Origin of the sequence: Sphaerospermopsis sp. LEGE 08334 (assembly GCF_015207205.1) — a bacterium.
Lineage (GTDB): Bacteria > Cyanobacteriota > Cyanobacteriia > Cyanobacteriales > Nostocaceae > Sphaerospermopsis.
On the sequence record NZ_JADEXH010000003.1, the window covers coordinates 1 to 12,294 of the forward strand.

The window sequence follows — 12,294 nt, forward strand, 5'->3', positions numbered from 1 at the left end:
CATTTCGTCTTGCTTACGAGTTAAAAATACCCTCAAACGAGCACCCATATCTCTATCACCTTGGTAGATGTCTTCTCCGTATTTACTTATCTTTACATAGTTTGGTTTTCTCACGCCGACTTACTTAGCTTACGCCACGCTATCAGACAAATGCTACAATCAATTAATAACAATAAGAAGTAAACAAAATGGAAAGCAGAATAACTATTCATCCAGATATTTGCAATGGACGACCCATTATTACTAATACTCGAATTTCTGTACAAACAATAATGGAGTTTTTAGGCGCTGGTGATTCAATTGAGGAAATTCTGGAAGAGTACCCCTCTCTACAACGAGAAGATATTTATGCTTGTATTCAATTTGCAGCAAAGTTGATGGGTAGTCACTACGAAGTGAGAAAAATCGCATGAATGGGTTTTTATTCGATGAAAATCTACCCGTGAAAATTCAATTTACCCCATCTTTACCCATTGTCCATGTTTCCATCTTAGGTGACAGTCCAAGTGATACCCAAATATGGCAGTATGCGAAAGAAAGAAAACTGGTAATTGTTACCAAAGATGCAGATTTTTCTGATCGCATGATGGTTGATTTACTCCCGCCTAAAGTAGTACATCTACGCTTTGGGAATGTGCGAAAACGTCAATTTCACTCACTCCTGTCCAGAGTTTGGCCAGAAATTGAAATTTTAGTGGCTGATAATCAGTTAATTAATGTTTATTTGGATCAGATTGAAGCTTTTAAATAATTAATGTTTGATACTAGAAAGCGATCGCTTAAAATGATAAATCACATCCTGTAAGCTATCAAACAATTTACCACAGCGATCGCTCGAATTAATCACCGAATACCTCATCCTGTAAATCCTCAAATCCTGGAAATCCTGATTCAGACAAATTCCCACAGCGATCGCCACCAATTAATCACCGAATCCCTCATCCTGTAAATCCTGAAATCCTGGAAATCCTGATTCAGACAATTAATTATCCTCAAATTAACAACCTTATTGTGGTGCGATTAGAGTTATTAAGGATAGTAATTTATTGGGACATTTATCAACAAAAATGTTATTATTTAGTAATAGTAAAGTGCTAATATTAAGATTCAACAGTTATTATGGGATACCCAAAGCACTGCAACGCCAAAATCGGGCGTTGCTGATTAAGAGTATGATTTTGTTTCACGCAGAGGCGCAGAGTCGCAGAGAGTAAGAGGTTGAAATGATTGATTTTTCAATTTCATATCCTAATTCAGCAACGCCTAAAATCGGTAATCGGTTTAATGTGATAATGTAACTAATTTTAGTTGCAAAAAATCGTTGAGGACAGATAATGGAAGTAAGCAGTCGGGAGTTCTCATGACCCGCAGGGAGAAATTAATTAAGCGGTTTCTTAGCATTCCCAAGGATTTCACCTGGGAGGAGTTAGTCAGCTTGCTTTCGGGGTTTGGGTTTGAGGAAGTCAGCACAGGTAAAACGGGAGGTTCTCGGCGGCGTTTTCTCAATGATGCGGGAGTGATTATTACGTTACATAAACCCCATCCTCAAAATATTCTCAAACGATATCAGATTGAACAGATTATCGAGATTCTCCAAGGGGAAGAATTGCTATGAATAACATGATGCAATACAAGGATTATTTCGGGTCTATTCACTATAGTGATGATGATAAAACCTTCTACGGACAGGTGGAATATATCCGCAGTTTAATTAGTTTTGAAGGGGAAGATGTGGCTAGTCTCAGGGCTAGTTTTGAGGAAGCAATTGATGATTATTTGTCTCTTTGTGAAGAAAAAGGGATTGAGCCTGAGAAGCCATTTAAGGGGAGTTTTAATGTCCGTGTAGGTAGCCAACTTCATCGTCAAGCGGCGTTATTTGCTCAACAACGGGGGGTAAATCTTAATAAGTTGGTGACGGATGCACTGGAACGTTATTTGAAAGGGGAATCTTTAGAAAATGCTTGAGGAATTGGGGATATGAAGTGGCCTGAGAAATCATTAGATGAAGTTGGTTATGTCGGTCGCGGAAAATCGAAACATAGACCTCGTGATGCTGCAGATCTTTATGGGGGACAATATCCATTTATCCTGTAAATCCTGAAATCCTGGAAATCCTGATACAGACTCGAATTTCTGTACAAACAATTATGGAGTTTTTAGGTGCTGGTGATTCAGGTGATTCAATTGAGGAAATTCTGGAACAGTACCCCTCTCTACAACAAGAACAGATTTATGCTTGTATTCAATTTGCAGTAAAGTTGATGGGGAATCATTATCAAGTGAATAAAACTGCATGAATGGATTTTTATTTGATGAAAATTCATATAAAATGTAAAATATTAATCAACTATATCTTATCTTTCAGGAGTCCAAAATTATGCCAATCATGACTATTAAAGATGTACAAAAACTGCAAACTGCTATCAATGAAGCTGGTTTAGATTATGATGTTGAATTAGAAAACGGTAACATTTCTATTATGGGTCCATCGGATATTGTTTCTAGTGAAATTGGGATTCTTTTCAGTCGAGTATTAGCTAACTGGGTTTATCCCCGTCGTCTAGGAAGAGTATTTGATTCTGCGGGGGGTTTTATTTTACCAGATAGTAATTTAACTGCTCCCGATGTTTCCTTTGTCCGTGCTGCAAGATTGCGTCAAAGTCCCCGCTATTTTGGGGAACTTGTACCCGATTTAGTAGTAGAAATTAAATCTCAAAGTGATAGAATAAGCACTTTAAAAAAGAAGATTATCAATTTTATTAATTTGGGTGCAGTGGTGGGAATTTTAATTGATCCTGATGAAGAAACTGTAACTGTTTATCGTTCTCAAGGTGAACCTGTTGTTTTTCAAAATAATGATATTTTAACTTTACCTGAACTATTACCAGGTTGGGAATTGCCTATTTCTGAATTATGGCCTCCTGTTTTTACGGAAGAAGAAATAGAAAGTTAGTTTTAGTTGATTTTCAAATTATGTGTAAGTTGGTAAGGTGTGTAAAACAGATACAGCAGTTTCGAGGTAAATGAGGTACAAGGTTAACAGGCAGGATGCCTGTTCCACAAGGGTTTTATGATTTGAGTTTGTACCTCACTGGTATGAAATATGCTGTAAGTTAGTAAGAAAATGATTAAATTTATAATCTGACACACCTTTAGGCAAAAGTTAAGAAATAAACGAACCACAGAGAACACAGAGAAATGAGGTTTTAAGAGAGATTTTCATAATTCTTTCTTGGTGGAAATCTTAATATTCTTTTGTTTTTTTTAATCAGGAAAAGCTAAACCAGTGCGTGGATCACGAATATATAAGCCTAGTGTTAAACTCCGCATTACTTCATCCCAAATAGGTGTTAATTGTTCTGCTTGATCCGCCCAATAATCAAAGGTAATTAAACACTGAATATTAGAACCTAAACCTACACAAATTCTAGAATATGCTTCCCTGGGTTCTGCTTGGGTGTCAATAAATTTAATTTGTCCCCACATTATTTTGGCAGTTTGGCGTTTAACTTGTATGATTTCCCCTGTTTCAATGACATCACGCTTATCATCTTCTATGATTTTTTTTAAGGTGCGTTTGAGGGGGAATAATGTCCAATCATTTGGGGGTAAATGATTATAGGAAACTTCTAAACAACAATCATCATTGGGTGGTTTTTTATCTGTGAATTTAAAAGATTTTTCTTTGGGTTCAAATACCCAATCTTGGGGAACGTTAAAACGAACTGCACCCCTACCAGCGACAAATATTTTATAATCTTCTGGTCCTTCCCAGTGATGATTTGGATCTAGTTCTAGGGTTTCTTTAATCCATTGCAGGTTGCTTTTTTTACGCTTGGACATTTTCAGTTTTTCCTTTTTGTGAGAGGTTTAATTTTCTGTATCTGTCTCTAATTCTACACCTTCATATAATAATTCAATGGGAAATTCAAATTCAATGCTTGATAATTTAATTATATCTCCAGTAGTGTAGGGATAGTAAAGCCACATTCTCCCTTCTCCTCGACAATAACGCTCAACATATATTCTTTCCGAATCAATTAAGATATATTCTTGTAAGGAGGGAATTGTTAAATAATATCTGAATTTTTCTCCTTTATCTTTACTGGCTGTACTGGGAGAAAGCACCTCTACAATTAATTTCGGATGTTGAATAAATTTGCGAGCGTTGATATCTTCATGGTGACAACTAACAACAAGATCAGGATAGAAGTAGACGCTGTTGGGATTAACTTGTACTTTGACATCTGATACGTTGACTCGACAACCTTGAGGATGGAGATGAGAATATAAAGGTCTGTAAAGATTGAGAGCAATATCATTATGGGGAATTGTACCACCAGTCATGGCGAAAACTTCGCCGTTGATGTATTCATAGCGAATATCTTGGTTAAGTTCCCATGTGAGATATTCCTCAAAGGTCATTTTTGGCGGTTTTTGGGGAATGGCGACCATATCAGAATTTTGAGAAGTTTGTTTTGATTATAGCTACAAATTTAATATTTTTTCTTGATTCACTGGCTGGTTATGTTGATGATTGAATTGCTCTTGGTTGGAAAAGAGTCAGACTTTTTGGAAAAATGAAATAGTTAAACCAGTGTTTTATACACCAGGGGATAATGATTGGACTGATTGCGATCGCGAAAACCTCAAGGTAAGACAATCAGAGTTAGAAATATTGAATGCTATGTAGAGATGAGAGTTCTTACCTATGGAACATCTCTATATCTCTACAGTGATTCATGTTTAGTTTCACCAACCTGCTATTTTTCTGATGAAACAGGTGATTTTAATTTTTGTAGGGCAGGGAGGAATGGTGTACCACAATACGCAGTTTACCATTGTTATCCTTGATGAACTTCCAGGTTTTGTCCACTGTGGTTACTTTACCAGTCTTGTCAGTAACTAAGACATTGCCCATTGTTGTAGCTACATTACCAACAATGAAGATTCCAGCGTTGCGAATTTCTACCTTTCGCCATCCTTTGAGGGCAAAGCCAGTATCATTAGGGAAAGACGGATCGCCACCCACGAAATAAGCCAATGCACCTTGGCGTGTTGTGCGGAAAGTCTGTGGTGCTTGTGTCAAAGTTGGCTTGAACAGCACTGCACCCATTTGGTAACCATAGGCTTGATCAATAATCTTCTCGGCTAATGCCTTAGCTGCGGCTTTTCCCTTCTCATCGTTGGTGGTGGAGATGGCGACTAATGCATCTCCCCAGGCTTTTTGGGCTGCCAAGACTTCAGACTCAGTGATTGTCATATTGACTACTGAAGTGTTGGGGGTTGATGAGGTTTGACCAATAATGACGCTATTAACTTGAGCTTGAGCTATTGATGGAGCAGCAGCTAACAAAGCCATAGCAGCAGCGGTGACGGAAAGATTGATTTGCATACTTATAAAAAAAACCTATCGGTTATACTTAACGATCACATTGAACCACATTAGAAATCTGGTAAAAATTATCGTAGTGACAATTCATGAACTGTCCATATAATGTCTATAGATACTTATTGTTTCAATAAAAGCTATTAATACTTAGAATATAATTTAAAAGTTACTTAGTGCCTCAAAAATATAACTGACAGTTAGTTGTCATATCTCGTAGAGAAGACATCTTCATCACTCAGATAAAATAATTACACTTAATCTTTCCTCTACTTCTTGAAGGTATGCCATTAAACCAGTTTTCACACCTCTTACACGTAAAATTTCTAAACTTGTTTCTTCCCAACATTGTTTTTCTCGTTCCATATCTTTTCCCGTTAGCTGTTCCACTACAAATTTAATATTTCTGATTCTTTCCGGTTCTTTCTCTGAAGTAGAACGTAATCTTTTAGGTTCTATGGAAGGATCAAAAGATAATTTATTTTTGATATCTTCTAAAATTACTTTTTCATCATCAAATGCAATAAACCCATTTAACACCCATGCTTCACGTTTTGGATCAGCAGCACCAATGATAATTTCTAATTTTGGTGTTTTATTAAGATGTTCTAAACGTGCTTGTTCAATACCTTCTTTACGTTCTGGTTGATTATCTAAATCACGGATAAATAAAATAGCTTTAATTTGTCGTGTTCTTTGCAGAAAGCGTACTAAATTCAGAACTTTAATAGATGCTGCACCATCAGCTTTTAAAGGTACACCATTACTATCATGACCTAAAAACCTACTAGGTTTATATTTTAATTTTTCTTTTGCATCTTCAATAATTTTGATAATATCTCGCCAACAGGAAAATTCTGTTCCTGACTCTAAACCAGTCCATTGAAAACAATGTTGCAGAATATCATCATCTAACCAATCGAATTTTTCCTTTAAAACTCGCTCGGCTAATTTAGTAGCTGTTCTCGCATCTGCACCACTTTCAACTATGACAATAACCTCAACCACTGACTTCTCCTTCTAACACCCAATCTTCCCCTTCAGCATCCCAAAATTCACCTGTTGTTAAGGTTTCCTTTGCCCATTCTATATCAGGATGTTCGTCTAAACGTTTGGCAACTGTAAAACCTGATTTACTGTTATTTAAGATATGGACTTGAGAAGGAGTAAGTTGATCAATTATATAAGGAGAATGGGTAGAGAAAATAATTTGCAGGTTAGGATTTTCAGCAATGATTTCTTTAAAAACATTCATTAACTGACGTTGTGCTTGGGGATGAAGTCCCTGTTCTATATCATCTAATAACACTAAATTAGGTTGAGTAGGATTCATTAACACAGTTAATAATCCTAAAGTTAACATTGTTCCTTCACTAATTGCATGGGCGGGAATACGTTCACCTGTATTCATATCTAAAACTACTTCTTGTCCGGTCATTTCTTGAGTTTCATCATAGGAAATAGATCGACCATCCACTTCGATTAAACGTTTCCGAATGACTGGCACTTTTGCGCGTCTGATGCCAATTTTGCGTACATTTGGTACAACTTTCTTTAACATTTCTTCTATGATTTGAAATTTATCTGGTGCTTCATCACGGAGAAAATCTAAGGTAGGTGCTAATCCTGATCCGTCAAATTCAACTCTGGGAGTGATTTCATCACTGTAAGCTGGTTTAGCGAGGTTGGAGGCTATTAATTTTAAATAAATAGTGTTTTTAAAAGATTGAGGAACATTCGATAAATTTCTAAAACGTGGATCTTGATCCCAATTATATTGATGTCCATCTATAGTTAATATTACGCTGGAATTGTAATTATAGATTTTCTCTTCTTCAATACTATAGAAAAATTCCCACTTTTTACTAAAATTATCTTGCCAATAACCACTTGCAGATATAGACATCCTTTTTTCACCCATTGTTGTAATAAATTGAGGTGATTTTTCATTTTTAAAGATTTGTGTGAATGATAAATGAGTTAGCATAGATAGACTATGCAATGCTTGTAATACTGATGTTTTACCAGCACTATTTTTTCCTACAATTCCATGGAATCGGGAATTATCGAAATGAAGTTCTGTAGATTTATGGCTTTTGAAATTATGAAGGATGAGTTTTTCTAGCATATTTTTACACATCACAATAATTCAGGAATATGTTCATTTTCATAATTTTCAATTAATACACCAATGACTTCCATCAGAGATGCTAGAGGATGGGTTTCATCTTCACCGATTTGATCAATGAGTGCATCAAGTATATTAACTAAATGTTCATATTCTGCTTCTGTGTGAGGAACAAAAACATTTTCGGCAATGGATGACCAAGCTGTGATAGTTTGATTTATGTTTAGGATTTGCATTATTTTCTGGTTGGACACACTTCAAAAGCTAAATCTGCACGGTAAAAACACACATCAAACTCTAAAAAGAAGTTCATACGCCCTAATAATAAAGGTACATCATCAGATAAGCACCAAGCAAAAACTAAGCGAACAGGCTCAAATGATCCAATATGAGCAGATATCAGTAAACCTCTTGCCTCTACTGGTGCTAAATTACCAGCTAACATTACAGAAGTAGTTTGTTCTTCCCAAATTGCACCTAGCTGAATACCTACACTGTATGGCAGAACGTTAACACTTGCACCAGTATCCAATAAACCAGAAACATCTACTGATAAGTTACGATAAGTAAGTGTTAATGGTAACTTTGGCAAGGCATCAGGTATACCAAAGGTATCATATCCTTCTGTAAAGGAAAATCTTTGAGGTTTATTCATGTTCCTTTTGTTTATCAGCTTCTAGTAGTTGGGCAAGTTGATGTGCAGCAGCATGGGAATTTAGCGGAGATACAATAGAATAAGTTGCTCCCTGTTCTAATGATGGTTCTTCATCTTTAGCTAATTCTGATACTAGAAACTGCATAACTTTTAGCTTATCTGCACGAGTTAAATTTCGTAGGGTGGGAAATAGTTCTATGGCGTTCATAATTGTCATAGTAGAGAGAATTTTATATTTCTATTTTTCCACAATTTTTATGATTGTGCGTTAGTGAATTTTACCGTGCGATCGCATTTATTATGAGTTAGTGGATTGTTTTGAGTTGTCTTGATTTTATGATTGGATATTTAGGATGAGGTGATCGCTTTTTGGGTTTAACAGTGCAATTAAGCTAATTGCTGCATAGGTTTAAACCCCTTTGAATAAAGGGACTTATATTAACTTTTAAACCAGAAGTATTGGGATTATCTTTCCAAATAGGATCAATATCTGGGTATCCTAAACCTTTTGCAATTCCGTTAATTGCATAGGTTTTATTATCAGTTGTAAATGTGATAGCAGGATATTTATCTCCTGGATTGACACAAGAGAGAATACCATTAGATACTGTAAATGCCCATTTGTCACCATAATCAGATTGACGGATGACTTTCTGCCTAGCAGAAGACGCAAAAGCTGGCGATGTAAGCAGTAAAAATAGGCACATAAGAATTACAAAAAAGTGACTACGTATCTTCATGCAAATCTCCATAATTTTCTAAATAAGTAGTTATACCATTCAAATACGACTATAGCAATCCGATTTGAGTTATGAACAAATAGTACAAATGATTTGGTAAGGTTAGGATACTCAAAGTCTTAATCTAGTTCGATTTACGCCAATAGTAACTATGATCTAATCGTTCTATAATCATTTAGGATTGCTATATATATAGTAATTATTAATTGTTTCTTTAACATAGGACAGGTTTCTTATGGCATATCTCACCTTCACTAGCAAAGAGTTAGACTACATATCCGCTAAAGCTCGAATTGTGGAAAGATGTTATGAAAATGACTATATTCCTCAGTATTTAAAAGCTACTGAAATAGCTACATATATTAATCATTTGTGTAAACGAGGCGACAGTTGTTCAGGAAGAATGGTAAATGAAGCTCTTCTCCGGTGTTTTGGAGATACTACTTTAGATGAAAACAATAATTGGGAAATTCCTCAGATTGTACCGCCAATTCTTTATCAGAAGCCACACACCAAAGGCAATCCTAGTTGTGTATACAAGTGGCATAAAATATTAATTCGAGTAATAGATGATCAAATATTTGGCAATCAAAATCCTTTATTACTAGCAGAGAAGATTTTGGATTTAACACAACAAATATCTTCTATGAACTAAAACTACCAAACTAATATTTGGTATCAGAAAATAAACAAGTTTGTAGGTTGGGTTGAGAAAACCCAACATTAGCTTATCTCTATTACTTATTCCGATTTTCATCCTGTAAATCCTTAAATCCTGGACATCCTGATTCAGACAATTTCCCTAACTAGCAACTTACGTTATAAATATCCTTTTCGTACAACCTATTTATCAGGTTGGGTTTCACCTCGATCCACCCAACCCACAAATAATTAATTATCTCCTTGACTTGCTACTAATAACTGCTCAAAATCCTCCACTGAAGCAATAGTAATTGCCTGTTTATGAAGACTTTTTAGCAATTGCAAATCCTCCAGAGAATTAATCTGATTTTTCAAATCATCTGAAACATTGCCAAATCGGATTTCTAGAATCTCAATCACATTTTCACGAGAAGTTTGTAAACTCCCTTTCCTGATTCCATCAATTTCAAAGCTAGTCAAAAATGGCATACGTTTTCCCTCCTCATAACGGTTTAATTCAGTCTTGAAATCAGATTGCAGTATTGGGGGTAATGTCATCATCCATTCAATAAACCGGAATAATTGACGAATCATTTCTCCGGTATAACCCAAGTCATAAAGTCGTTTCACTAGACTTAATTTTAACTGAAATCTTTGTTGTGAATTACCTTGAGTGGCTTGGGTTTGCAAATGTGCCATAATGATGATAGCAAAAGGATTATTACTTTGTGCTAGGGTATCATGGCTATAATCTAATAGTTTAACACTGGGAAATTGTAAATTAGTTGTAAACCCCCACTGACTATAACCATAAGATGTTGGTTTCCAATTGGGGTTATCATCTCCTAAAACCGCGAAACTAAAGACTTTAAGACGATAGCGATCAAATAAACGATGATTATAAATATACATCCTCTCTGCAAAATCGTCTTGTTCTTGTCCTTGTATTTCTATGTGAATCAGAACTAACGCTTTTTCTCCATTTCGTAGGGTGACTTTTACCAGTTTATCCGCTAAACGTCTTCCTGTTTCTGCATCTCTAATGAGTTCTTGTAATTCCGTGTCTAGGGTTTCATATCCTTTTTCCCAGTCAATATCTTGATAAACTTCAGGAAAACAGTATTCTATGAATTGTTCAAGATAAACTGTAATCGCTTCTTTCCATGCGCTGTCATAGTCTGAGTTTGGTTGGTAGTTCATCCCTGAAAATATATTTTTTGATCTCTTGTAATTATAACATATCAAATACTAAAATTTACCCTTATAAATCATTTCCATTTTTAACTTTTCTAACTCAATCTTCAATCTTTCATTCTCCAATTTCAAAACCAAATTCTCATCTTTAATCACCTCAACCTCATTCCGCTTACTCAATGCCTGATTTATCGCTAACTTCCGCATATCTAAAGAAAACCAACGTTGATAAGTTTTCGTGTGAATCTGCACACTATGACCTAAATTATCTGCCGCAGCTTTAATAGGAATCCCCAAAATATGCGCTCGAATTGCCCAACCATGTCGTAAATCATAAGGTTTAAAATCTAAACCAATTTTTCTAAACCACCAACTAACTCTTTGAATTAAAGCTGTAATTTCTGCATGATTATTTTTATCTTTTTTGTTTATAGCTGTCACTAACATTTCTAAATACTGGGGATTCCTTAAATCAAATTCTTCAATCCATTCTTTATATAAAGGTAATGCTTCTCTCTCTCCCGTTTTACAATCTTTATCAACCTTCCAAGTTAAATCTATATTTTCCTTACTTAACCACCAATTAATATCAGGATTGATAAATAATTCACGAGGACGTAACCCGAAAACCGCCAACATTCCATAAACCCAACGCCACAAGAACCAGCTATCTTTGACATCTTGATTAACTTGTTTACCTCTATTATTTTCGTATTTCTCAAATTTATAAAAACCTGCTATAATTTCCTTATCTGTAGGAATATTACGAGAGTTAGTTTCTGGTGTTTTAGCATAGTTAGTTAAATTAATCTCAATCTTGAAAAGTTGACAAAATACAGAAATTGCTCTCACAGCGTTATATCTTGCCCATTCCTTATCTATTTTCTCAATTGCATGAATAAAATTTTCCCCAATTGCCAAATCATCAGCTTTGGTATAGCGTTTGATTCGAGTATAATAATAAAAGAAAGTATGCTCACTTTTAGTTGTACGTTTATGGGTTTTAAAATATTCTTCCTCAAACTTTTCCAACAACTCACCCATAGTTCTTAAATTTTTTTCAATTGCTTCCTGTCCTAAATATTTGTCATTCCAAACAAAAGTTTTCCTAGCAATTAATTTTCCTAATTCATAAGCTTCTTCTTCCGCAGTTTTTAATCCTTCTAAGTTCGCAGGAATGTTTAAACTGAGGTTGTATTGCTTTTTACCTGTCTTCCTAATATCTGCATCATCTGGTTTAATAGGTAAAGTTGCCCGTAATTGCAGACATCCATTTGATTCTCGAATGGTAACTCTGGTTTTTGCAGATTTCAAACGCAGATTTACTTGCTGTATTTCCTGGGTTAAGTTGGTTTTCATGTTGGGTGTTTTGTGGCGATCGCATCAAAATAAACAAATAAACCATAAAGAATTAATTCAAAACCCCTGGTTCTGGATCTTGAATTTGTGAATCTTGCATTTTTAATTGTTTATTAGAATAAACTTAAATCCGAAATAAATATGTTAACTGCAAACATCCAGAAAACAGATACCAAACTTCTACAAT

At 35.2% G+C, this 12,294-nt stretch carries 18 protein-coding genes; 7 read left to right on the top strand and 11 right to left on the bottom strand.

Annotated features, from left to right (window positions below; genetic code table 11):
- Positions 1 to 188 precede the first annotated feature (188 nt).
- From IQ237_RS02315 to IQ237_RS02340, 6 genes are all read left to right on the top strand, one after another.
- On the top strand, positions 189 to 413 hold the full coding sequence (locus IQ237_RS02315; RefSeq protein WP_194051875.1) for a DUF433 domain-containing protein: 225 nt from the start codon (positions 189 to 191) through the stop codon (positions 411 to 413).
- Positions 410 to 751, top strand: coding sequence for a DUF5615 family PIN-like protein (locus tag IQ237_RS02320; protein ID WP_194051877.1), 342 nt, complete (start codon positions 410 to 412; stop codon positions 749 to 751). The genes IQ237_RS02315 and IQ237_RS02320 overlap by 4 nt, the downstream gene beginning before the upstream one ends.
- Positions 752 to 1,360: 609 nt before the next feature.
- Positions 1,361 to 1,615 carry a type II toxin-antitoxin system HicA family toxin gene (locus tag IQ237_RS02325; protein WP_168466313.1) on the top strand — a complete coding sequence of 85 codons (255 nt, stop codon included), beginning with the start codon at positions 1,361 to 1,363 and terminating at the stop codon, positions 1,613 to 1,615.
- Positions 1,612 to 1,965: a type II toxin-antitoxin system HicB family antitoxin gene (locus tag IQ237_RS02330; protein ID WP_039201632.1), complete on the top strand. Its 354-nt coding sequence runs from the start codon at positions 1,612 to 1,614 to the stop codon at positions 1,963 to 1,965. The genes IQ237_RS02325 and IQ237_RS02330 overlap by 4 nt, the downstream gene beginning before the upstream one ends.
- 164 nt (positions 1,966 to 2,129) lie before the next feature.
- Positions 2,130 to 2,297 carry a DUF433 domain-containing protein gene (locus tag IQ237_RS02335; protein WP_309225615.1) on the top strand — a complete coding sequence of 56 codons (168 nt, stop codon included), beginning with the start codon at positions 2,130 to 2,132 and terminating at the stop codon, positions 2,295 to 2,297.
- Positions 2,298 to 2,377: 80 nt separating this feature from the next.
- The gene (locus tag IQ237_RS02340) at positions 2,378 to 2,953 is read left to right on the top strand and encodes a Uma2 family endonuclease (RefSeq protein WP_194051881.1); all 576 of its coding nucleotides are present in this window, start codon (positions 2,378 to 2,380) and stop codon (positions 2,951 to 2,953) included.
- A gap of 311 nt (positions 2,954 to 3,264) precedes the next feature.
- Here IQ237_RS02340 and IQ237_RS02345 read toward each other — a convergent pair whose 3' ends face one another.
- The 9 genes from IQ237_RS02345 to IQ237_RS02385 form a co-directional block, all read right to left on the bottom strand.
- Positions 3,265 to 3,843, bottom strand: coding sequence for a hypothetical protein (locus tag IQ237_RS02345; RefSeq protein WP_194051883.1), 579 nt, complete (start codon positions 3,841 to 3,843; stop codon positions 3,265 to 3,267).
- Between the two features lie 27 nt (positions 3,844 to 3,870).
- Positions 3,871 to 4,455 carry a Uma2 family endonuclease gene (locus tag IQ237_RS02350; protein ID WP_194051885.1) on the bottom strand — a complete coding sequence of 195 codons (585 nt, stop codon included), beginning with the start codon at positions 4,453 to 4,455 and terminating at the stop codon, positions 3,871 to 3,873.
- A 334-nt stretch (positions 4,456 to 4,789) separates the two neighbouring features.
- A complete protein-coding gene (locus tag IQ237_RS02355) occupies positions 4,790 to 5,395 on the bottom strand; it encodes a hypothetical protein (RefSeq protein WP_194051887.1) in 606 nt (201 codons plus the stop codon).
- A 228-nt stretch (positions 5,396 to 5,623) separates the two neighbouring features.
- On the bottom strand, positions 5,624 to 6,397 hold the full coding sequence (locus IQ237_RS02360; RefSeq protein WP_194051889.1) for a hypothetical protein: 774 nt from the start codon (positions 6,395 to 6,397) through the stop codon (positions 5,624 to 5,626).
- Positions 6,390 to 7,517, bottom strand: coding sequence for an ATP-binding protein (locus IQ237_RS02365; RefSeq protein WP_194051891.1), 1,128 nt, complete (start codon positions 7,515 to 7,517; stop codon positions 6,390 to 6,392). Before IQ237_RS02365 ends, IQ237_RS02360 begins: the two co-directional genes overlap by 8 nt.
- A gap of 11 nt (positions 7,518 to 7,528) precedes the next feature.
- Positions 7,529 to 7,753, bottom strand: a complete 225-nt coding sequence (locus IQ237_RS02370; RefSeq protein ID WP_194051893.1) for a hypothetical protein — start codon at positions 7,751 to 7,753, stop codon at positions 7,529 to 7,531.
- Complete coding sequence (locus IQ237_RS02375; protein WP_194051895.1) at positions 7,753 to 8,172, bottom strand: retroviral-like aspartic protease; 420 nt, start codon at positions 8,170 to 8,172, stop codon at positions 7,753 to 7,755. Before IQ237_RS02375 ends, IQ237_RS02370 begins: the two co-directional genes overlap by 1 nt.
- Entirely contained in the window at positions 8,165 to 8,380 is a 216-nt protein-coding gene (locus IQ237_RS02380) for a hypothetical protein (protein ID WP_096572694.1), read from the bottom strand. Before IQ237_RS02380 ends, IQ237_RS02375 begins: the two co-directional genes overlap by 8 nt.
- A gap of 184 nt (positions 8,381 to 8,564) precedes the next feature.
- A complete protein-coding gene (locus IQ237_RS02385) occupies positions 8,565 to 8,879 on the bottom strand; it encodes a DUF2511 domain-containing protein (RefSeq protein ID WP_194051897.1) in 315 nt (104 codons plus the stop codon).
- A 268-nt stretch (positions 8,880 to 9,147) separates the two neighbouring features.
- On the opposite strand from IQ237_RS02385, the gene IQ237_RS02390 reads away from it, so the two are divergent.
- Positions 9,148 to 9,567 (top strand): hypothetical protein, encoded by a 420-nt coding sequence (locus IQ237_RS02390; RefSeq protein WP_194051899.1) that lies wholly within the window; start codon positions 9,148 to 9,150, stop codon positions 9,565 to 9,567.
- Positions 9,568 to 9,803: 236 nt separating this feature from the next.
- Here IQ237_RS02390 and IQ237_RS02395 read toward each other — a convergent pair whose 3' ends face one another.
- Positions 9,804 to 10,754, bottom strand: coding sequence for a transposase (locus tag IQ237_RS02395; RefSeq protein ID WP_194051901.1), 951 nt, complete (start codon positions 10,752 to 10,754; stop codon positions 9,804 to 9,806).
- A gap of 48 nt (positions 10,755 to 10,802) precedes the next feature.
- Positions 10,803 to 12,107: a site-specific integrase gene (locus tag IQ237_RS02400; protein ID WP_194051903.1), complete on the bottom strand. Its 1,305-nt coding sequence runs from the start codon at positions 12,105 to 12,107 to the stop codon at positions 10,803 to 10,805.
- Between the last annotated feature and the right edge of the window lie 187 nt (positions 12,108 to 12,294).

Excerpts from the sequence above, each read along its gene's own strand:
- IQ237_RS02315 (WP_194051875.1), top strand. The coding sequence starts at position 189 with ATGGAAAGCAGAATAACTATTCATCCAGATATTTGCAATGGACGACCC.
- IQ237_RS02320 (WP_194051877.1), top strand. The coding sequence starts at position 410 with ATGAATGGGTTTTTATTCGATGAAAATCTACCCGTGAAAATTCAATTT.
- IQ237_RS02325 (WP_168466313.1), top strand. The coding sequence starts at position 1,361 with ATGACCCGCAGGGAGAAATTAATTAAGCGGTTTCTTAGCATTCCCAAG.
- IQ237_RS02330 (WP_039201632.1), top strand. The coding sequence starts at position 1,612 with ATGAATAACATGATGCAATACAAGGATTATTTCGGGTCTATTCACTAT.
- IQ237_RS02340 (WP_194051881.1), top strand. The coding sequence starts at position 2,378 with ATGCCAATCATGACTATTAAAGATGTACAAAAACTGCAAACTGCTATC.
- IQ237_RS02345 (WP_194051883.1), bottom strand. The coding sequence starts at position 3,843 with ATGTCCAAGCGTAAAAAAAGCAACCTGCAATGGATTAAAGAAACCCTA.
- IQ237_RS02350 (WP_194051885.1), bottom strand. The coding sequence starts at position 4,455 with ATGGTCGCCATTCCCCAAAAACCGCCAAAAATGACCTTTGAGGAATAT.
- IQ237_RS02355 (WP_194051887.1), bottom strand. The coding sequence starts at position 5,395 with ATGCAAATCAATCTTTCCGTCACCGCTGCTGCTATGGCTTTGTTAGCT.
- IQ237_RS02365 (WP_194051891.1), bottom strand. The coding sequence starts at position 7,517 with ATGCTAGAAAAACTCATCCTTCATAATTTCAAAAGCCATAAATCTACA.
- IQ237_RS02370 (WP_194051893.1), bottom strand. The coding sequence starts at position 7,753 with ATGCAAATCCTAAACATAAATCAAACTATCACAGCTTGGTCATCCATT.
- IQ237_RS02375 (WP_194051895.1), bottom strand. The coding sequence starts at position 8,172 with ATGAATAAACCTCAAAGATTTTCCTTTACAGAAGGATATGATACCTTT.
- IQ237_RS02380 (WP_096572694.1), bottom strand. The coding sequence starts at position 8,380 with ATGAACGCCATAGAACTATTTCCCACCCTACGAAATTTAACTCGTGCA.
- IQ237_RS02385 (WP_194051897.1), bottom strand. The coding sequence starts at position 8,879 with ATGTGCCTATTTTTACTGCTTACATCGCCAGCTTTTGCGTCTTCTGCT.
- IQ237_RS02390 (WP_194051899.1), top strand. The coding sequence starts at position 9,148 with ATGGCATATCTCACCTTCACTAGCAAAGAGTTAGACTACATATCCGCT.
- IQ237_RS02395 (WP_194051901.1), bottom strand. The coding sequence starts at position 10,754 with ATGAACTACCAACCAAACTCAGACTATGACAGCGCATGGAAAGAAGCG.
- IQ237_RS02400 (WP_194051903.1), bottom strand. The coding sequence starts at position 12,107 with ATGAAAACCAACTTAACCCAGGAAATACAGCAAGTAAATCTGCGTTTG.